Source organism: Mucilaginibacter flavus (assembly GCF_030409315.1).
GTDB classification, from domain to species: domain Bacteria; phylum Bacteroidota; class Bacteroidia; order Sphingobacteriales; family Sphingobacteriaceae; genus Mucilaginibacter; species Mucilaginibacter flavus.
In genome coordinates, this window is sequence record NZ_JAUFPS010000005.1 from 80,217 (window position 1) to 100,979 (window position 20,763).

Annotated in this window: 19 protein-coding genes; 12 read left to right on the forward strand and 7 right to left on the reverse strand. The window is 42.1% G+C overall.

Annotation, left to right across the window (positions count from 1 at the left end; genetic code table 11):
- Nucleotides 1-70 precede the first annotated feature (70 nt).
- The 6 genes from QWZ17_RS01255 to dctA all read right to left on the reverse strand — a co-directional run bounded on the left by QWZ17_RS01255 (nucleotide 71) and on the right by dctA (nucleotide 7,298).
- The gene (locus tag QWZ17_RS01255; RefSeq protein WP_290303025.1) at nucleotides 71-847 is read right to left on the reverse strand and encodes a TlpA family protein disulfide reductase; all 777 of its coding nucleotides are present in this window, start codon (nucleotides 845-847) and stop codon (nucleotides 71-73) included.
- A gap of 55 nt (nucleotides 848-902) precedes the next feature.
- Nucleotides 903-2,435, reverse strand: coding sequence for a serine hydrolase domain-containing protein (locus tag QWZ17_RS01260; RefSeq protein ID WP_290303027.1), 1,533 nt, complete (start codon nucleotides 2,433-2,435; stop codon nucleotides 903-905).
- 53 nt (nucleotides 2,436-2,488) lie between these two features.
- Nucleotides 2,489-3,010: a PH domain-containing protein gene (locus QWZ17_RS01265; RefSeq protein WP_290303028.1), complete on the reverse strand. Its 522-nt coding sequence runs from the start codon at nucleotides 3,008-3,010 to the stop codon at nucleotides 2,489-2,491.
- 135 nt (nucleotides 3,011-3,145) lie between these two features.
- Nucleotides 3,146-4,024 carry a succinate--CoA ligase subunit alpha gene (gene sucD, locus QWZ17_RS01270; protein ID WP_290303030.1) on the reverse strand — a complete coding sequence of 293 codons (879 nt, stop codon included), beginning with the start codon at nucleotides 4,022-4,024 and terminating at the stop codon, nucleotides 3,146-3,148.
- Between the two features lie 282 nt (nucleotides 4,025-4,306).
- Nucleotides 4,307-5,782, reverse strand: a complete 1,476-nt coding sequence (locus tag QWZ17_RS01275; RefSeq protein WP_290303031.1) for a glycoside hydrolase family 30 protein — start codon at nucleotides 5,780-5,782, stop codon at nucleotides 4,307-4,309.
- A gap of 271 nt (nucleotides 5,783-6,053) precedes the next feature.
- Nucleotides 6,054-7,298, reverse strand: coding sequence for a C4-dicarboxylate transporter DctA (gene dctA / locus QWZ17_RS01280; protein ID WP_290303033.1), 1,245 nt, complete (start codon nucleotides 7,296-7,298; stop codon nucleotides 6,054-6,056).
- Nucleotides 7,299-7,493: 195 nt separating this feature from the next.
- Here dctA and QWZ17_RS01285 point away from each other — a divergent pair, with 195 nt between their 5' ends.
- From QWZ17_RS01285 to QWZ17_RS01320, 8 genes are all read left to right on the forward strand, one after another.
- Complete coding sequence (locus tag QWZ17_RS01285; RefSeq protein ID WP_290303034.1) at nucleotides 7,494-7,676, forward strand: hypothetical protein; 183 nt, start codon at nucleotides 7,494-7,496, stop codon at nucleotides 7,674-7,676.
- Nucleotides 7,677-7,917: 241 nt separating this feature from the next.
- Nucleotides 7,918-8,823, forward strand: a complete 906-nt coding sequence (locus QWZ17_RS01290; RefSeq protein ID WP_290303035.1) for a hypothetical protein — start codon at nucleotides 7,918-7,920, stop codon at nucleotides 8,821-8,823.
- Between the two features lie 58 nt (nucleotides 8,824-8,881).
- Complete coding sequence (locus QWZ17_RS01295; protein WP_290303036.1) at nucleotides 8,882-9,607, forward strand: hypothetical protein; 726 nt, start codon at nucleotides 8,882-8,884, stop codon at nucleotides 9,605-9,607.
- 349 nt (nucleotides 9,608-9,956) lie between these two features.
- Nucleotides 9,957-10,379, forward strand: coding sequence for a 30S ribosomal protein S12 (gene rpsL / locus QWZ17_RS01300; RefSeq protein WP_067190071.1), 423 nt, complete (start codon nucleotides 9,957-9,959; stop codon nucleotides 10,377-10,379).
- 19 nt (nucleotides 10,380-10,398) lie between these two features.
- Nucleotides 10,399-10,866: a 30S ribosomal protein S7 gene (gene rpsG, locus QWZ17_RS01305; RefSeq protein WP_091149764.1), complete on the forward strand. Its 468-nt coding sequence runs from the start codon at nucleotides 10,399-10,401 to the stop codon at nucleotides 10,864-10,866.
- 178 nt (nucleotides 10,867-11,044) lie between these two features.
- Nucleotides 11,045-13,156, forward strand: coding sequence for an elongation factor G (fusA, locus tag QWZ17_RS01310; RefSeq protein ID WP_290303038.1), 2,112 nt, complete (start codon nucleotides 11,045-11,047; stop codon nucleotides 13,154-13,156).
- A gap of 149 nt (nucleotides 13,157-13,305) precedes the next feature.
- Nucleotides 13,306-13,611, forward strand: a complete 306-nt coding sequence (rpsJ, locus tag QWZ17_RS01315) for a 30S ribosomal protein S10 (protein WP_022830652.1) — start codon at nucleotides 13,306-13,308, stop codon at nucleotides 13,609-13,611.
- A 95-nt stretch (nucleotides 13,612-13,706) separates the two neighbouring features.
- Complete coding sequence (locus tag QWZ17_RS01320) at nucleotides 13,707-14,099, forward strand: hypothetical protein (protein ID WP_290303039.1); 393 nt, start codon at nucleotides 13,707-13,709, stop codon at nucleotides 14,097-14,099.
- Nucleotides 14,100-14,330: 231 nt separating this feature from the next.
- Here the strand turns inward: QWZ17_RS01320 and QWZ17_RS01325 are convergent, their stop codons facing one another.
- Nucleotides 14,331-14,717 carry a glyoxalase superfamily protein gene (locus tag QWZ17_RS01325; RefSeq protein ID WP_290303040.1) on the reverse strand — a complete coding sequence of 129 codons (387 nt, stop codon included), beginning with the start codon at nucleotides 14,715-14,717 and terminating at the stop codon, nucleotides 14,331-14,333.
- Between the two features lie 530 nt (nucleotides 14,718-15,247).
- Between QWZ17_RS01325 and ilvD the strand changes: the two genes are divergently transcribed.
- The 4 genes from ilvD (at nucleotide 15,248) to ilvC (ending at nucleotide 20,711) form a co-directional block, all read left to right on the forward strand.
- On the forward strand, nucleotides 15,248-16,957 hold the full coding sequence (gene ilvD / locus QWZ17_RS01330; RefSeq protein ID WP_290303041.1) for a dihydroxy-acid dehydratase: 1,710 nt from the start codon (nucleotides 15,248-15,250) through the stop codon (nucleotides 16,955-16,957).
- 102 nt (nucleotides 16,958-17,059) lie between these two features.
- Nucleotides 17,060-18,799, forward strand: a complete 1,740-nt coding sequence (ilvB, locus tag QWZ17_RS01335) for a biosynthetic-type acetolactate synthase large subunit (protein ID WP_290303042.1) — start codon at nucleotides 17,060-17,062, stop codon at nucleotides 18,797-18,799.
- Between the two features lie 38 nt (nucleotides 18,800-18,837).
- The gene (gene ilvN, locus QWZ17_RS01340) at nucleotides 18,838-19,440 is read left to right on the forward strand and encodes an acetolactate synthase small subunit (protein WP_290303044.1); all 603 of its coding nucleotides are present in this window, start codon (nucleotides 18,838-18,840) and stop codon (nucleotides 19,438-19,440) included.
- Between the two features lie 212 nt (nucleotides 19,441-19,652).
- The gene (gene ilvC / locus QWZ17_RS01345) at nucleotides 19,653-20,711 is read left to right on the forward strand and encodes a ketol-acid reductoisomerase (protein WP_290303045.1); all 1,059 of its coding nucleotides are present in this window, start codon (nucleotides 19,653-19,655) and stop codon (nucleotides 20,709-20,711) included.
- Nucleotides 20,712-20,763 lie beyond the last annotated feature (52 nt).

A 20,763-nucleotide genomic window follows, 5' to 3' on the forward strand; every position in this document is an offset into this window, starting at 1 on the left:
ATATAAAGATACGACAATTAAGAAGGTTTGATTGTTTTTAGGGGGGATGTTTACATGGTTTTGACACCCCTTAAACTTTGTGTTCTAAAGCATATTCAATCTCATCCGGGTTGTCGACCACAGCTACTATGGTTCCGTTTTTGTTGATGATGAAATGGGTGGGGAACGCGTTAATATGAAGTGTTTGAGTGATGAAGGGGCGTTGCCCGGCCACAACCTGGTAATTAAACTGTTTACGTTTTAAAAACGCCTGTAGCTTAGGTTTGGTATCAAACGCGAGGCTTACAAACACAACATCTTTACGAGCTTTATATTTGGCTACAATGGCATTTAGTTCGGGCATTTCTTCCTCACAGCGACCGCAGCCTATATACCAGCATTTAAGCACTATGGTTTTGCCTTTGGTGTTGGTGTTATCATATTTGTTACCGTTAATATCGGTAAAACTAAACGTGGGGAAAGGTTTGCCTTGCCGGTTGTAATGATCTAAAAAGATGGTGGCAAAGCTTTGTATGTAAGTCAATCGTTTTTTTCCGGCCTCGCTGTTTACCTTACATAACTGGTAGTATAATTTACCATCTGCCGAACTAAGCTTGAGGGGCAGGTAGCTGCCGGTGCTAAGCTTTTCAAAAAACGTCTGCTTGCTTATAACTTTTAACCCTGCGTCATAAGGCACAATATCTCGCGTAATTTTAAAAAAGTATAAGCCCACATAATTGTAAAAGCTGTCGTCGCTTTTCAATATTTCATCTGCTTTTATAACAGGGGCACCAGCTTGCGCGTAAGTAAAGATGGTTGCTGATGTTAGTGCAACCAAGAGGAGCGCGCAAAAGCATATCTTTTTCATGGCAGATAATTGGTTTTATAAAGTAAAGCCTTTGGGCAGTATAATCCAAATGCTTTTAAGGGGTTACCACATCCAAATGATATTCCTGTATCATCGGCTCATGCTCGGGCGTTAGTGTAAAGCTTACTTTGATGTTGGCGTTCTCACATTTAATAATAAAATAGCCCCGCAATTGGTTCTCCGATTTTACATCGCTCACGCTTACCATTTTACCTGCTTTGGTAAAGGCTTCGGCGGTGGCAAGTTTTAGCTTTTCGGGGAAGTAGTCCATAAAAAAGTTATCGGCGAAAATGCCACTTTCCTTGGCCTTGCTCCAGTCGGCAATAACTTTCAGCAGGTCGTTTTTGCGTTGCTCTAATATTAGCGAGGCAGGTAACTGGCGGGGTTTAATATTGGTGAGCGCCATAATGGTATCCAGTACCTGGGTATTAGGGTAACCGGCACGGGCATAGGTTAGGTTAGCAAATGATACTACACCGATGCCATAGTCGGGCATTATATTCCATTGACTACCAAAACCGGGCAAGCCGCCGGTGTGGCCAATGTAAACCCGGTTATCGCAATCCTTTGCCCAGCGCAGGCCATAAGCGTAAGCGCTTACATTGGGGCAAGGCCTGCCGGTAGTAGTTTTGGCATTGGCCGTTAAATAATTTACATCCCATGGGTATTGCATTTCGCGGATGGAGCTGCGCTTAACCGGCCCGGTTTCGGCATCATCGCGCGGTGGCCAGGCATCCAGGTGTAATGACATGTAAATGCTGAAATCCTCAATAGAGGTAATCAGCCCGCCCATGGCACCGTAAGCACCATCGTGCAGTAAAGGTTGCTCAACCCATTTATCATCAAGCCAGCGGTAGCCCAGGGCCAGTTGATCTTTGGGCACTTTGGTATACTCCCAGTAAGTGTGCGTCATGCCCAGGGGCTTCAGGATATTATCGGTAATGTAATTTTCATAGGTTTTGCCCGATACCTTTTTAATGATATAACCCAGCGTGGCAAAACCCAGGTTGCTGTACTCATAACCCTGCCCGGGGTTATTGGAAAACGAAACACCTTTTTTATACAACGCTACCAACTCATCATCGCTCACGGCCAGTTGCCTGTCGCCCCAGGGATTATCCTCCGGATAGCCGGCACAGTGGGTAAGCAGGTTGCGTACCGTAACAGGCGTGGCATCTTTAGTAAGATATTTGGTATTCTTGATTTCGGGAATGTATAGGTAAGCCGGATCATCCAGTTTTAATTTACCCTCGTCCCTGAGTTTTAATATAGCCATGGCCGTTAGGCTTTTAGTCATGGAAGCTATCCGGAAATCTGATTTTGAAGTAACCGGGATTTTATTGGGCACATCCGTATAGCCGAGATTACCGGTATGCACCAGCTTGCCATCAACAATAATTCCGTAAGCTACGCCCGGCCAGTGATTATCTTCGGCGTATTTTTTATAAATCTGGTCGATGATAGGATAGGTAGCTTCAATCTTTTTTAACCTGTCGGGATCAGTAAAGGTGGCCGGCTTATAAGTTTGGGCCGAGGCTGCTGCGCCGCAGGAAAGTAGAAATAACCAAAGCAGATTTTTTTTGATCATGGCGATGTTTTAATGCTGATGTTCCTAAAATAAGGAAAATGTAGGTTGGGAGTTCAGGGTAGCGGAAACTTTTTTCTATCAATAAAATTAAATTGTTTTTTGAAATAAATCCTCGGCACTCTGCTCAAAAATACCTGCATAATTCTATCATTAGCCAGCAAGGGTACGGTAAATTTGGTTATCAATATTTGTTCGGCGGTATTAGTGTAAATAACCATATAGGTGTAATTGCCAAACTTGCCTAAGTCCTTTTGCTCGTATATTTCAACCTTAGCAATACTCCCCCTGTTAATAGTAATGGTGACGTTTTGATGAATGTAAGTGAGCGTAGTTCTGTCCTCGCTGATTGTTATTCGCTTGCTATTATCATACCTGTTAAATTGCCTGGTTATTAGTACAACATACATTTGAAAGTATAAAAGCACTGCAGGTAGCGTTATTACAAAAAACAAGGCCAGGGGCGACATATACATTTTTATCAATGCAAAAAGTATCAGCCCAACCATCATCCCCGCCAAAACAAGTTCGGCTATAACTGATTTACCCTTATAAACATACGCGTTAGCTTGTTTCATACCCTGTGAAATGGTTGCCGGTAAATTAACTCAAAATATCACCACAAAAAAATCCCGGCCAAAAAATGACCGGGATTTTAATATATCATTTGCGAACCTTTCGCCTTTAACCTTTCAGCTTTCGCCTCAAAAGTATTAAGCTAATTTAGCCAATTCCTCTGCCATGGCAGCGCCAATTTCGGCCGGAGATTCAACTACGCGAATACCGCACTCGGCCATAATTTTCATTTTGGCAGCAGCTGTATCATCGGCACCACCAACAATAGCGCCCGCGTGGCCCATACGGCGACCCGGAGGCGCTGTTTGGCCGGCAATAAAGCCTACTACTGGTTTAGTACCAAATTCTTTAATCCAACGGGCAGCATCAGCTTCCATACCACCACCAATTTCACCAATCATGATGATACCGTGTGTGTCCGGATCGTTCATTAATAATTCAACGGCTTCTTTGGTTGGGGTACCAATAATCGGGTCGCCACCAATACCAATAGCGGTGGTAATACCTAAACCGGCTTTAACAACCTGGTCAACCGCTTCGTAAGTTAAAGTACCCGATTTTGAAACTACACCCACATTACCTTTTTTGAAGATAAAGCCTGGCATAATACCAATTTTACTTTCGTCGGCAGTAATAATGCCCGGGCAGTTAGGACCAATAAGGCGCGCGTCTTTATCGGTTAAATATTCTTTTACCGCAATCATATCCTTTGTTGGGATACCTTCGGTGATACAAACAATAACTTTAATGCCGGCTTCTGCAGCTTCCATAATGGCATCGGCGCCAAAAGCGGGAGGTACAAAAATGATAGATACATCGGCACCGGTTTGGTCAACCGCGTCTTTAACGGTATTAAACACCGGACGATCTAAATGTTGCTGACCACCCTTACCTGGTGTAACACCACCAACCAGCTGAGTACCATAAGCAATCATTTGTTCGGCATGGTAGCTGCCTTCTTTACCGGTGAAACCCTGTACAATAACTTTTGAATCTTTATTTACGAGAACGCTCATTGGTTTTTTTCGTTTTAGTACGGCAAAGCTAAAGTTTTTGTCCGAATGTCAAACCCCTAAAGCTTTTAATACCGCAATAATTTAATTAGTTAACATAAAAGTGACGTTGAAGTATTTTTGCTTTCAGGGGGATTAGTGCCTTGTTGATCCAAACAAGGTCGAATAATATCGAATACTGAATTTTGAATATCCAACACCGAAGGTTTTACTTCATTATTCAATATTGGGCGTTCGGTGTTCGATATTAAATCGGCATTAAACCTTTAACTTCCCATCGCAAACTTATTTCCCCGCGGCCAGCAAAAAGGTATTAAACGAATCGGCTTTTAAAACCGGATTGATTACTTTATTACCCAATTTAATGGCTACTGTTTTATCGGCCTCACCATCGTTTTGTATCACTACCACAACGCTATTATCGGGATTTTTAAAAGCCAGTAAATTATTAAAGCTACCGCTGGTGGCTAATAGTTTGGCACCCGGCTTCACAAAATGACTCAGGTGCTTTAGCAGGTAATATTCATAATTAAACTTGTAGGTATGCGCGGTGGTATCAACACTCACCAGCGAGTTTTGGCTCCAGCCCCAATGGCTGATGCCGCCCTCTTTGAGCGATATGTTCCAATACATATAAGCGTTGGCTCCGCTGTTAAAATAGTGTTTCATTAAATCCCAGGTATAGCGACAGTACTTCCAGTCGTTTTGGCCGTCGCCGCATTCCTGTTCGCTTTGGTAAAGGGTAAGGTTGGGGTAACGCTGGTGAATACCGGCTATAGCGCCCTTTCCCGCCCATTGAAAGCCTACACCTTTTATATATTTGGCACTCGCGGGGATAGTGAGCAGGGTATCCGTTAGTTTTTCATTGGCACGCTCAACCGTGCCAAAAAATACGTTTACACCGCGCTGCTGCATTTCGGGCCCAAGGTAGCTTACAAAATTGGCCAGGCTGTGCGCCGTCCAGGTGCAGCTTGGAAAAACCTGGGCCGAATTAAATTCGTTTTGCGGCATTACCATCCCTATTTTAATGCCTTGCTGCTTGTAAGCATCAATGAATTTACCAAAGTATTGGGCATAGGTTTTAAAATGCTGTTCATCCTGTATAAACATATCTGTACCTTCTTTACCAACCTGGTTAGGCTGTAAGCCGTTTTCGGCGTGCGAAAAATCCATCCCGACCAGTTTATGGCCACCGGCCTCATATTGGGCTATCATTTCTTTTGTGGGGATCATGGCAGCCGCGTAATGCTTGTTCTTTTTTAGCCATTGCGGCGGGCTCCAGGGAGATGCCCACAGCTGTAGCTTGGGGTTATACTTCTGCGCGTCTTTAATAAAAGGTACCAGGGTGTTCATATCATGGGCTATACTAAAATCCTTCAACCCAAAATCGCCATCGGTTTCATCATAAGAGTACCAGTTAAGCGAAAAGTCATTTGCCCCCACAGGCATCCGGCATATATTAAAGTTTGCTCCTACGCCAGGAGCAAAAAGTTCCTGCATAATGCTTTCCCTATCTGTGCTACTGAGCAATTGTAGGGAAGTATAACCCAGCTCATTAAAGCAGCCACCGAAACCGATAATGGTTTGTTTAGGGCTGGCGGTTAAAATTTCAACATCCGCGGCAGGGCTTTTAACCGTTATACTTTTAACACTGTTGCTTGTCCAATGATCCGTTTGAGTACTGGAAACCCAGGTTGCAGTTTGCGCAATCGATTGCGAACCTATACCTGCCATTAAAATGGAAAGAAATATCTTTTTCATATCATTTAAAATTCCCGGGCTAAACAGTTTAGCTCCGGCTTGTAAAATTGATTAACGGTATTATTGGTTTATGAGAGACAAAACAGCTATGTGTTTTATTGACACAATGATAAGTAAAGGTTTTTGAATTTGCAATAAGCGCAGGCATTATTATATCAAGACAATCGAATAGAAAGGAAATCGTTTTAGCATTTTGCTAAACTTAATTTCACTGTTTAGCTATTGGAATGAAATGAAATTGAGCGCTAAGCAGGGGCCTATTATCCCCCAATCAAAAAACTTCGCCTTCAAGGGGCCGGGGGGCAAACTCCCCCTCACTCTTCGCTATTACAATGGTAGCTACCCCATTGCCTATTACGTTGGTAATGGCCCGCGCTTCTGACATAAACCTATCTACCCCAAACAAAATGGCCAGCCCTTCAATCGGGATAACCTTAAGTGCGGTAAGTGTGCTGGTGAGTACAATAAAGCCGCTTCCCGTTACGCCCGCCGCACCTTTAGATGTAATCATCAGGATACCGATAATAACCAATTGCCGCTCTAAAGATAAGGGCACCTTAAAAACCTGCGCCAAAAATATCACCGACATAGATAGATATATAGTAGTACCATCCAGGTTAAATGAATACCCGGCCGGAATCACCAGGCCCACTACCGAACGCGAGCAACCAAATTTTTCCATCTTTTCCATCATCGCAGGCAATGCCGACTCGGATGACGACGTACCCAGCACAATCAAAATTTCCTGCCGGATAAATTTCAGGTACTGCCACAGGCTAAATTTGTACAGGTAACAAATGATATTAAGCACCACGAAAATGAACAGGGCCATAGTTAAATAAACCGATCCTAACAGCATGCCCAAAGGTTTGAGGGTGGCCACGCCATATTTACTGATGGTAAAAGCCATCCCACCGAAAGCGCCGATTGGGGCAACCTTCATCACTATTTTCATGATGTTAAAAAACACCTTGGCTATTTTATCAAACAGGTTAATTACCACCTGGCCGGTATCGCCCATGCGGCTCAGCCCAAAGCCAAACAACACCGCGAAAAACAGCACCTGCAAAATATCGCCTTTGGCAAAAGCATCAAAGGCGTTAGTTGGTACTATGTGAGTAATAAAATCGCCCCAATGCATTTCGGCAGCTGCTTTTTGATAGGTAGCCAGTTTACCGCTGGTATCTACGGCCGCGTGACCGGTAAAGCTATCGCCGGGTTTAACGATGTTGGCTACGGTAATACCTATAATAAGAGCAAAAGAGGTCACAATCTCAAAATAAAGCAACGCCTTGCCACCTACCCTGCCCACCTTTTTCATATCGCTCATGCCGGCTATGCCCAGCACAATGGTAAAAAATATGATAGGCGCTATCAGCATGGTAATTAAACTGATAAATGTTTTGCTAATCACCTCGGCCGTTGGACCAATACCTTTAAAGTATAACCCAACAATGAGCCCCAATATGATGGCGATAAGTACCTGGAAATTTAAATTAGCAAAGAGGCGTTTCATGGTTAACTGGTATAAGGCTCTCCCGGAGAACCGGGAACTGTACTATTTTACCGGCAAGATAATAAAACTTAACCCAACCTAATCAACCCATTCCAACCCAATCAACTTAATCAACCAACAAATTAATCCTTTTCAATATATAATAGTCCTATATGTGTATTTGGTTTAAAAGCCGGTACATTAAAATTATACACCATGAAAAAGAGATTTGTTGCATTTGCACTATTAATATCAGCAGTTGTATTATCAGTAACCTCGGGTTGTGTAGTACGTGACGGATATGGCCGTGGATACCACCATGATGGGTACCACCACGGATATTATGATGGTTATCATGACGATCGTGGACACGACCACGATGGCTATAACCATTATTAATATTTAATATAAAGATTGTTGTTGAGTGATTGTTAGCAGGGCGGTGATTTTATCATCGCTCTGTTTGTTTTATAGATTATGCTCCCCACCAAATCTAACCCTATATCTTCACCAAAGCTTCATCAAATAGTTGCTATGAGCAACTAACTTAGCGGCACTAATTTATTTAATGCTCAACACTTTACCCCATTGCTACGTAACAGGTAAATCCTGGCTAATTGCGTGCGGATTAAACCTTTTTATGAAGAAAAATCTTTACTTAACACTTTTCACCCTATTATTTATTCTTACTGCCCACATTGCTTTTGCACAAACGGCTTCGGTTGATACCATTGGCGATAAAGGCGAGAAAAAATCGGGACTAAAGATTGGCCTTAATTATTTGAGCAATGCGGTACTACTGGGCCGGGCCGATACGGTAAGAACATCACTACTTGAACCCGAAATAAAATACACCTTTGCCCCCGGCATTTACATTACCGGCAATTTAGAGTACGTTCCCAACCGCAAAAAGCATCATGTTGATGGTGGCAGCCTGGGTTTAGGTTATGATTTTGAAATCGGCGATAACTTAAGTGGAGGAGTATCTTATACCAAATTGTTCTACAGCTCATCAAGCACGCAGATCGGTTCGGCTATCAGCCATTCCTTTAACGCCAATTTAGATTATAACATCGGCGATATCATTACCCCATCTATCAGTGTAGACTACAATATTATTAAACAAGGTTTTGGTAATGATGTATTGCTCAACGCCGGTATTAACCACGATTTTACAATTGAAGATGTATTTGGTGACGGCGACGAACTCACCTTTACCCCTACCGCGACCGTAAACGCGGGCACACAAAACTTTTACGACGCCTACTTCTCTGTAAAAAAATATAAAGTAACTCAAAAAGGCCAGGCCAAAGAAGCCAGGGCAAAAGCACTGTTGGCGGCAAACGCCGCGAAGCTAAGCCAATTCACCTTGCTGGATTATGAACTATCTATGCCCATCGAATACAAAACAGGTATCTTCATTTTCAGCGTGACGCCTACTTATGCCATCGCGAGGAATAAGCTGCCCGCGCAAATCACATCAACCATGGTAAATAGCAATAACGGGATATTTTATTTGCAGGTTGGGGTGGTGGTGAAGATATAGACACGGATTTCATTTGGGTTAAAACCGTATCTTGTTCTGAATTTAAATGCATGATTTAATGAATCCCTACTTCCCCTTAGATAATCATTTCAATAATTTATATGGTGAGATTGGCGAAACAATTAAACAACTTTATCCAATTGGCCTGGCAAGAGAGACCAATGAATATAAAGAGCACTTAGGTATAAAAAGTGTAATGAAAGTTTTCGAAGAAAATGGCTTCCATAATGCAAAGTTTAATAAACCATGGAAAGAGTTTTTAAAAAAAATCAAATTCGGAACTAAAAAAAAGATTCACAATATCAGCTATCTTACTAATCCCAGTTTTAGTGGAGAACTAATTTTGGAGCGATATAATGACGATGCGCTCTGTAGGGTAAAGAAGATTGTGTTTTCAGTTAGCCAGGTAGCACACTTTTTTACCATTTATGGAGTGGACGAAACATATATAAAAGAAAAGGAAAAACCTTCGTTAAATGGATATCATGCCATAAATGTGATCACAGAATCGCCTTACAGCGAATTTGAAAGTAGCTTTAAAAATATACATACCGCAATAGCAGCACATTTTGTTGAATATAAATTTGTACCGATAAGGGCATCTTTATACACGGTAAAAGATTTGCAAACACCTTACAGCGATTTACACGAATGCAGCATTCACAATGCCCTATTTGACAATTCCTTTGATTATCAGCAGGTACGTTTTTTTAGAGGAGAAATGTTTTATGGCGCGCCCCGAAGCAATATTGATGTTGTTTTACTACCACCACCAGTAGTGTAGCATCGGATTAATACTTTTTTAGATATTCTTCTCTTACGTGTCCCTGTCCCATTGAAACAAAAGCTTTGTAGCGACCCATCCTTAATATTTTTTGTCCGTAGGTGCCAAACCCCAAGGCATGGCCCTACAATGGAGGTTAAAACTCAATAAATCCCATCGCAATAAAAGCAAGCTATTAGTCTAAAAAAATGCCTTAAAAACCTTCATTTACAGCCTCAATGCTGCTCTATTGCCGCCATATCAGCCAATTACAAAAACTTTTTTACGCAAGCCCTTGAAAATCAAAAAATAGTACCTACCTTTGCAGTCCTTAAAATAAGGATAAAACTGTAAATACAAAAAGGAAAAAATGCCTACTATTCAGCAATTAGTTAGAAAAGGTAGAGTAGCTCTGGTTGACAAGAGTAAGTCACCAGCGTTGGACAGCTGTCCACAGCGAAGAGGCGTATGCACACGCGTGTATACCACTACCCCTAAAAAACCAAACTCAGCAATGCGTAAAGTTGCCCGTGTGCGCTTAACCAACGGTAAAGAAGTAAATGCTTACATCCCGGGTGAAGGTCACAACTTACAGGAGCACTCTATCGTTTTGATCCGCGGTGGTCGTGTTAAGGATTTACCAGGTGTACGTTACCACATCATCCGTGGCGCGTTAGATACATCAGGTGTTGCCGGTCGTAACCAACGTCGTTCTAAATACGGAACAAAACGTCCTAAACCAGGTCAGGCAGCTGCACCTACCAAAGGCGCACCAGCTAAGAAGAAAAAATAATTAAGGAGGATAGAAAGCAATGAGAAAGTCAAAACCAAAAAAGAGAATTATCCTTCCTGATCCACGGTTCAATGATACCATGGTTACAAGGTTTGTAAATAACATGATGTATGATGGTAAAAAATCTACCGCGTACGCTATATTTTATAACGCAGTTGATATTGTTGAAAAGAAAACCAGCGAAAGCGGTTTAGAAACCTGGAAAAAGGCTTTAAACAATGTTATGCCAGCTGTAGAAGTTAAAAGCCGCCGTGTAGGTGGTGCTAACTTCCAGGTACCAACCGAAGTTCGTCCGGAGCGTAAAATCGCTTTAGGTATGAAATGGTTAATCAGCTATGCCCGTCGTCGTGGTGAAAAAACCATGATGGAGAAATTAGCCGGCGAAATCATCTCAGCAGCTAAAGGTGAAGGTGCAGCAGTGAAAAAGAAAGAAGATACGCATAAAATGGCTGAAGCCAACAAAGCGTTCTCACACTTTAGATTCTAATTATTGAATTAGTGAGTTAGTGAATTATTGATTTAGTAACATTAGGCTAATCAGTAATTCACAACTTTGCAAGTTCATTAATAAAAATTACTGAATAACAGGATCAGTGATTTGAAACCATTAAAGTAATTTATTTTTTCACTCACTAATTCACTAATTCAATAACTCAATAATTAATATGTCAAGAGATCTAAGATTTACAAGAAATATAGGTATTGCCGCTCACATTGATGCCGGTAAAACCACTACTACCGAACGTATCCTTTACTATGCTGGTGTAAGCCACAAAATTGGTGAGGTACACGAAGGTGCAGCTACCATGGACTGGATGGCACAAGAGCAGGAACGTGGTATTACCATTACATCTGCTGCTACAACAGTTAACTGGAACTACAGAGGTCAAAAATACCATATCAACATTATTGATACCCCGGGTCACGTGGATTTTACTGTAGAAGTAAACCGCTCACTGCGTGTATTAGATGGTTTGGTGTTCCTTTTTAGCGCTGTTGATGGTGTTGAGCCTCAATCAGAAACTAACTGGCGCCTTGCCAACAACTACAACGTTGCCCGTATTGGTTTCGTTAACAAAATGGACCGTTCTGGTGCCGACTTTTTAAATGTTGTAAAACAGGTAAAAAGCATGTTAGGCAGCAACGCTGTGCCTCTTCAATTACCTATCGGTTCTGAAGAGAAATTTCAGGGTGTTGTTGACTTAATTAACTGGAGAGGTGTTGTTTGGAATGAGCATGATAAAGGTATGACCTTTACTGAAGTGCCTATCCCGGAGGATATGTTGGAAGAAGCAACCGAGTGGAGAGAGAAATTACTTGAATCAGTAGCTGAGTATGACGAAAGCCTGATGGAGAAATTCTTTGACGCACCTGAAACTATTACCGAGCGTGAAGTACTTGACGCTTTACGTAAAGCCGTTTTAGATGCTAAAATTGTTCCTATGGTATGTGGTTCATCTTTCAAAAACAAAGGTGTACAAACCATGCTTGATTACGTGATGGAATTGCTACCTTCACCTATGGATGTTGAAGGTATCATTGGTACCAACCCAGACACCGGCGAAGAAATTTTACGCAGACCATCTGAAAAAGAACCATTTGCAGCATTAGCGTTTAAAATCGCGACAGATCCTTTCGTAGGTCGTTTGTGCTTTATCCGCGTATACTCAGGTAACCTTGAGGCTGGCTCATATGTGCATAACATGCGTTCTGATAACAAAGAGCGTATCTCCCGTATCTTCCAGATGCATGCTAACAAGCAAAACCCAATCCCTAACGTAGGTGCAGGTGATATTGCTGCGGTAGTAGGCTTTAAAGATATCAAAACCGGTGATACCCTTTGCGACGAGAAACACCCGATCATCCTGGAGTCAATGAATTTCCCTGACCCGGTTATCGGTTTAGCTATTGAGCCTAAAACTCAGGCCGACGTTGATAAATTAGGTATTGCTTTAGGTAAATTATCTGAAGAAGATCCTACCTTCCACGTAAAATCTGACGAAGAAACCGGTCAAACCGTAATTAGCGGTATGGGCGAGCTTCACTTAGATATCATCATGGACCGCTTAAAACGTGAGTTTAAAGTAGAGGTTAACCAGGGTGCGCCACAAGTAGCTTACAAAGAGTCAATCACCGGTACTGTACAGCACCGCGAAACTTATAAAAAACAAACTGGTGGTCGTGGTAAATTTGCCGATATCCAGGTTATACTTTCACCAAACGATGAAGGCCAGGAAGGCTTACAGTTTGTGAATGAAATCAGCGGTGGTTCAATCCCACGTGAGTTTATTCCATCTGTTGAAAAAGGCTTCAAAGCTTCAATGGACAATGGTGTATTGGCAGGCTATCCTTTAACCAGCTTAAAAGTTAGGTTAATTGACGGTTCATTCCACGCGGTCGATTCAGACGCGCTATCTTTCGAGTTAGCTGCTAAGATGGCTTACCGTGAGGCATTACCAAAATGTAAACCAGTATTGTTAGAGCCGATCATGAAAATCGAGATCCTTACCCCAGAAGAAAACATGGGTGATGTAATCGGTGACATGAACCGTCGTCGTGGCCAGCTGTTAGGTATGGATTCACGCGCAGGTGCACAGGTTATTAAAGCAACTGTACCACTTTCAGAAATGTTTGGTTATGTAACCCAGTTACGTACTATCACATCTGGCCGTGCTACTTCAACCATGGAGTTTGATCACTATGCTGAAGCACCACGTAACGTACAGGAAGAAGTAGTAGCCAAAGCAAGAGGCAAAAGAGCTGCTGCAAACGCATAATTTAAGTTGAATGGTTGATTGAGTGAGTGGTTGATTGAGTTTTAAAAACCTAATCAACTTAATCTAACTCAATCAACCTAATCAACTAACAGATAAACAATCAATTGCCCTAATAAATAGCTCTTAGGGTAATCAAATTAACAAACAAAATGAGCCAAAGAATCAGGATCAAATTAAAATCTTACGATTACAACCTGGTAGATAAATCTGCTGAGAAAATCGTAAAAACAGTAAAGCCAACAGGCGCTGTAGTTAGCGGACCACTTCCGTTACCAACCGAAAAGAAAATTTTCACCGTATTACGTTCACCACACGTAAACAAAAAGGCACGTGAGCAATTCCAACTTTGCTCATACAAACGTTTATTAGATATTTACAGCTCTAACTCAAAAACTGTAGATGCCCTAATGAAATTGGAGTTGCCAAGCGGCGTTGAGGTTGAAATCAAAGTTTGATAGATGCCCGGTCCACTGAAAGGTGTGGAACAACATAAAAAACACCATCCGTTTTCGGGTGGTGTTTTTTTGTTTATATAGACTTATATTTAGCTATGCGAAAAGCCCTTTTAGTAACTATAATTGCTTTATTAAACTTTAGCTGTTCAGAACGCCATAGAATTACTAAAATGGCCTCTGCACTTGGCAAGTGTGAAAGTGAATGGAAGTACTTTACATTAACCAAACCCATCAAAGGCATAGTTTTATTGCATACAAAAGGCTATTGTGGATTTTCTCATACACATGCGAATACTATAATAATTGTTAACAACACGGATACCATTCGGGTTAATGGTCCTTGTTACACTCAGAATATCGATATATCCGATTCAGTAATAGTTACCCAATACGACGATAACGGCAATGTTACCGGAGCTGCCGGAGATGGAAAATATGATTGTTCGATAAAGAAAACCTGTTACGGCCTGATAAAAAAAATAAAATAGTCGTTAACATTTTTGAATAACACATGAAGAAAAACAAGAAATAAGAAACCAAAAATTACAGATCCCGTTGTTCACAAAACGTCTTACGAACACTTAAATAAAGAAACATTATCCCTTCATATTCTCAATGCCATCGCAAAAGGGCAAGCTGATTTTAAAGCGAACCGTATAATAACTTTAGAAGAATTTAAGAAACGGCTAAGTTCCATTTATCAATATTGACAAAGCCGCTTATTCCTTTGTTTTTTCATCCTCAATCACTTCCTCTGTAAAAGTCAACCTGTTTCCAAAGGGATCATGTACAGTAACGTTTATTTCATTTGGGTTCCATTCCGGCACCTCTAAACCTGGTCGGTTATATTTGTACTGTTTGGCTAACAGATTCTGATGGTAGGCCCTTAAGCCGGTAAACTCCCCTATCAATATATGCGCTCCGGGACTTGAGTCGCCATGATGTTCTGACAGGTGAAGTATCACATCGCGCAATGATACCTGCATATACAGCGGGGCCTCATCTGGCTGGTGTTTCCAATCTATTTTAAAACCAAGCCAGTGTATGTAAAATTCAATGGCTTTATTATAATCAAAAACGCGAAGGATGGGTTTTACCGTTGTCATAATACATCTACATCAATTACCAATTAATAAAATTAACTCAACTACTATAATTTGGCAGAAAAGCTAAATAAACAAAGCTAACCGTTGTGTTTTTCCGCTCAGTTACAAAGTTTCCCTTAAATTAACAACAGGTAAGGCAAACAGTTGGTCTTACCCGCATTTGTGACAACCTGGTTCTCAGCAAAAAAATAGGATTCTCACCATCCCGTTTTTTGCAACTTTTTCTGCAAGCAACCCCATTTCAGGAAGAAAATCAGCAACTTACTATGCATGCATAAAATATGTACCGAATACCGTTTTGAACTTTGGTCTATTTTATAAAAATTTATATATCTTTAAATTATATATTTACATAATTTTATATTGATTTAATTAAATAAATCAATATAAAATACTTTTTGAAAAAATAAAAGTTAACTATTGTTATTCCTTGATGCTATTTCTACCTTGTGATTACTGATTCAAGCAATCAACAAAACCTGATCAACAACAAAGAATATTTACAAAGTTAGTTTATCTAAAGCAACAAAATGAGTTCATCATCAGATACTACCACAGCTATAGAATTGAATAAGTATAGCAAAACTTTCACCCAGGACCCTACCCAGCCGGCTGCACAGGCCATGCTTTACGGAATTGGTTTAACAGATGATGACATGCTTAAAGCGCAGGTTGGCGTAGCCAGCATGGGTTATGATGGCAACACCTGTAACATGCACTTAAACGATTTGGCTAAATTAGTTAAGCAAGGCATTTGGGATGAAGATTTGGTAGGCTTGATATTCAACACCATTGGTGTAAGCGACGGTATGGGTAACGGTACCCCTGGTATGCGCTACTCTTTGATAAGCCGCGATGTTATTGCCGATTCTATCGAGGCTATTACCGGTGCTCAATATTATGACGGATTGGTAACCCTACCTGGTTGTGATAAAAACATGCCTGGCTCTATCATGGCTATGGGCAGGTTAAACCGCCCATCTATTATGGTATATGGTGGTACCATCCACCCGGGCCATTGGAAAGGCGAAGATTTGAACATTGTATCGGCATTTGAAGCCTTAGGCAAAAAAATAGCCGGCACCATTACTCCCGAGGATTTTAAAGGAGTTATAAAAAATGCCTGCCCAAGCGCGGGTGCCTGCGGTGGTGTTTATACAGCCAATACTATGGCAGCAGCTATTGAGGCATTGGGTATGAGCTTGCCATACTCATCAAGCAATCCTGCTTTAAGCGACGAGAAAAAAGCTGAATGCTTAGCAGCAGGTAAAGCGATAAAACTGCTATTAGAAAAAGATATTAAACCAAGCGACATCATGACCCGCAAGGCTTTTGAAAACGCTATGGTAGTAATTATGGTATTAGGTGGCAGTACCAACGCGGTATTGCACATGATAGCCATGGCCAAAAGCGTTGATGTAAAAGTTACGCAAGACGATTTTCAGACTATAAGCGATCGTATCCCTGTATTGGCAGATATGAAGCCAAGCGGTAAATATATGATGACCGATTTGCACGCTGTAGGTGGCGTACCGGCGGTAATGAAATACTGCCTGCAACAAGGCTGGTTACACGGCGATTGCCTTACCGTAACCGGAAAAACCCTGGCCGAAAACCTGGAAGAAGTACCAGGATTGGATTTCAGCAAACAGGACATCATTTGGCCGGTTGAAAAACCGGTTAAAGCTACCGGCCACTTACAAATTCTTTACGGAAACCTGGCCGAAGGTGGCAGCGTTGCCAAAATCAGCGGTAAAGAGGGCGAGCGTTTTGCAGGTCCGGCCCGTGTATTTGACGGCGAAGCGTCCTTAATGGACGGTATTATGTCCGGCAAAGTAAAAGCAGGCGATGTGGTTGTTATTCGTAACGTTGGCCCTAAAGGCGCGCCTGGTATGCCCGAAATGTTAAAACCAACATCGGCCATTTTTGGAGCTGGTTTAGGGGCTTCGGTAGCCTTGATCACCGATGGTCGTTTTAGCGGCGGTACCCACGGCTTTGTGGTAGGTCACATCACTCCAGAAGCTTATGAAGGTGGTTTGATAGGCTTAGTGAAGGATGAAGATCGTATTGAAATTGACGCAACCACCAACACCATGATACTAAAAGTATCTGATGAGGAAATAGCGGCCCGCAAAGCAGCATGGCAACAACCGGCGCTAAAAGCATCAAAAGGGTTATTATACCGCTACGCGAAAACGGTAAGCTCGGCAGCAGAAGGTTGCGTTACTGACGAAATGTAAAAGACGTTATACGTACTACGTTTTACGTGGTACGGTGATAAAGAATTTAATATATAACAAAAACGTAGTACGTAAAACGTATCACGTATAACAAAAATGGATATGGAAGCTATACAAGAAGTACTTACTGAAGAAAAACCTACAGAAACCGGTATTGAGGTTTCAGGGTCGGTAGCATTATTGGAGGCATTGATTGTTGAGGGAGTTGATACTATCTTCGGCTATCCGGGTGGCGCTATTATGCCCATCTACGATGCTTTATTCGACTACAATGATAAGCTCAACCATATCCTGGTCCGTCATGAGCAGGGCGGCATTCACGCCGGCCAGGGCTATGCGCGCACATCGGGTAAATGCGGTGTTGTATTTGCAACCAGCGGCCCCGGTGCAACCAACCTGGTAACAGGTTTAGCCGATGCGCAAATTGACAGCACACCGCTGGTATGTATCACTGGCCAGGTTTTCGCTCACCTTTTAGGCACCGATGCCTTCCAGGAAACTGATGTAATTAACATTACCACACCGGTAACCAAATGGAACTACCAGATTACCGACGCTACTGAAATTCCTGAAGTGATTGCCAAGGCATTTTATATCGCAAAAAGCGGTCGCCCGGGTCCTGTTTTGATCGACATTACCAAAAACGCGCAGATCCAGTTATTTAACTATAAAGGTTATACACCTTGTAGCCATATCCGCAGCTACAGGCCAAAACCTATTGTTAGGCCACAATATATTGAACAGGCTGCGGCTTTGATCAACGAGGCAAAAAAACCATTTATCCTTTTTGGCCAGGGCGTTATTTTAGGCAGTGCCGAGCAGGAGTTTAAAGCTTTTGTTGAAAAAAGCGGTATCCCTGCAGCATGGACAGTATTAGGCGCTGGTGCTATCCCTACAGATCACCCTTTAAACGTGGGTATGTTAGGTATGCACGGTAACTACGGACCAAACGTTTTAACCAACGAGTGCGACGTACTCATCGCTATAGGCATGCGTTTTGACGACCGTGTAACCGGCCGTTTAGATAAATATGCCAAACAGGCTAAAGTGGTTCACCTGGATATTGACCCTGCCGAGATCGACAAAAACGTAAAATCAACCGTACCTGTTTGGGGCGATTGTAAAGAAACGCTGCCATTGCTTACCGCTTTGGTTGACGAAAAACAACATACCGAATGGCTTGCAAAATTCAATGATTATACCCGCCAGGAAGTTGAGCAGGTAATTGAAAAAGAACTTAACCCTACCACGGCCGAAATGACCATGGGCGAGGTTATTAAACAATTGAATGAAATAACAAAAGGTGAAGCCGTAATTGTTACCGACGTTGGTCAGCACCAGATGGTGGCTTGCCGTTACGCGCAGTTTAACAACACCCGCAGCAACGTAACCAGCGGCGGCCTTGGTACTATGGGCTTTGCATTACCTGCCGCTATAGGGGCTAAATTTGGCGCTCAGGACCGTACCGTAGTAGCTATTATTGGCGATGGCGGTTTCCAGATGACCTGCCAGGAGTTGGGTACTATTATGCAAAGCGGCATCGATGTAAAAATCATTATCCTTAATAACCGTTTCCTGGGTATGGTAAGGCAATGGCAGGAATTGTTTAACTCGCGCCGTTACTCATTTGTTGACATCCAAAGCCCCGATTTTGTGGCCCTGGCAGCAGCATACCGTATCCCCGGCAAAACGATAGACAACCGTGCAGACCTTCCATCGGCATTAAGCGAAATGCTGAACAACAAAGGATCATTCCTTTTAGAAGTAATGGTTACCAAAGAGAATAACGTATTCCCTATGGTACCACAAGGTTGTAGTGTAAGCGAGATCAGGTTAAAATAGCCCCCTACCCCCCTGAAGGGGGAATTAAAAAAGAAATCATGACCCAGGAATCAGAAAAACAGGAATTTAACATCACGGTTTATACCGAAAACCAGATTGGTTTATTGAACCGGATTGCCATTATATTTACACGTCGTAAAATCAACATTGATAGCTTGAACACATCTCCGTCTGAAATTGACAAGATACATAGGTTCAACATCGTGATCAATGAGTCGGAAGACGTGGTACGTAAACTTACACGCCAGATTGAAAAACAGGTAGAAGTATTAAAATGCTACTACCACACCAATGCCGATGTTATTTGGCAGGAAATGGCGTTATATAAAGTATCAACCGATGTAATTGCCGAAAAGGTAAGCGTTGAGCGTTTATTGCGCGAAAACGGTGCGCGCGCGGTGGTGATCCGTAAGGATTACACCGTGTTTGAAACCACCGGCCACCGCGAGGAAACCGATAACCTCATCAGCATATTACAGCCTTATGGGCTTATAGAATTTGTACGTAGCGCGCGTGTGGCAATTATTAAAGATAGTGACGGATTTAACCGTAAATTGCGCGAGTTTGAGCGCCTTGAACCAGGTGAAGACGTTATTGAAAACGAATATTTAAACCAGGGGCAAAAGGTGTTTACGATGTAAGGTTTGAGGTGAAAGGCTAAAGCTGAAAGGCAAAAGGCTAATTACACCAAAGACCGTCATTGCGAGGTACGAAGCAATCTCCAAACTATACAGGACAAGCTTTCAGGTTAAGCAATGTCAACAATAAATTAGAAAACTTAAATTACTCATAAAATCAAAATCGGTGAAATCACCACAAATCGGTGAAATCCCAAAACACAAACAATAAAACAATGGCAAAATTAAATTTCGGCGGTACTGAAGAAAACGTAGTAACCCGCGATGAGTTCCCTTTAGCTAAAGCTCAGGAAGTATTAAAAGACGAAGTTGTAGCGGTAATTGGCTATGGCGTTCAAGGTCCGGGTCAGGCGTTAAACCAAAAAGACAATGGCATTAACGTTATTGTTGGTCAGCGTAAAGGCACCAAAACATGGGATAAAGCTATCAGCGATGGCTTTGTACCCGGCGAAACTCTTTTTGAAATTGAAGAAGCTTTAGAAAAAGGTACTGTAATTTGCTACTTATTGAGCGATGCAGCACAGATTGCTTTATGGCCAACTGTTAAAAAACACCTTACTCCAGGTAAAGCATTATACTTCTCTCACGGTTTTGGTATCACTTTTAACGAGCAAACAGGCATCGTTCCTCCTGCTGATGTTGACGTGTTTTTGGTTGCTCCTAAAGGTTCAGGTACTTCGCTACGTCGTATGTTCCTGCAAGGCCGTGGCTTAAACTCAAGCTACGCTATTTTCCAGGATGCTACCGGTAAAGCATTTGAGCGTGTAATTTCATTAGGTATCGCTGTTGGCAGCGGTTACTTATTTGAAACCAACTTCAAAAAAGAAGTATATAGCGATTTAACCGGCGAGCGTGGTACATTGATGGGTTGTATCCAGGGTATTTTTGCCGCTCAGTACGAAGTATTGCGCAGCAATGGTCACTCTCCATCTGAAGCTTTCAACGAAACTGTTGAAGAGTTAACGCAATCATTAATGCCTTTAGTTGCAGAAAATGGTATGGATTGGATGTATGCCAACTGCTCAACTACCGCGCAACGTGGTGCTTTAGATTGGTGGAAAAAATTCCGTGACGCTACTAAACCAGTATTTGAAGACCTTTACAAAAGCGTTGCTACAGGTTTTGAATCACAACGTTCTATCGATTCAAACAGCCAGCCGGATTACCGCGAAAAATTAGACGCCGAACTGAAAGAATTACGCGAAAGCGAATTATGGCAAGCCGGTAAAACCGTACGCAGCTTACGCCCTGAAAACCAGGTTGTAGAAGCTTAAGAGCCTCACCCTGCCCTCTCCAAAGGAGAGGGTTCTGATGAGCATGTTAAAA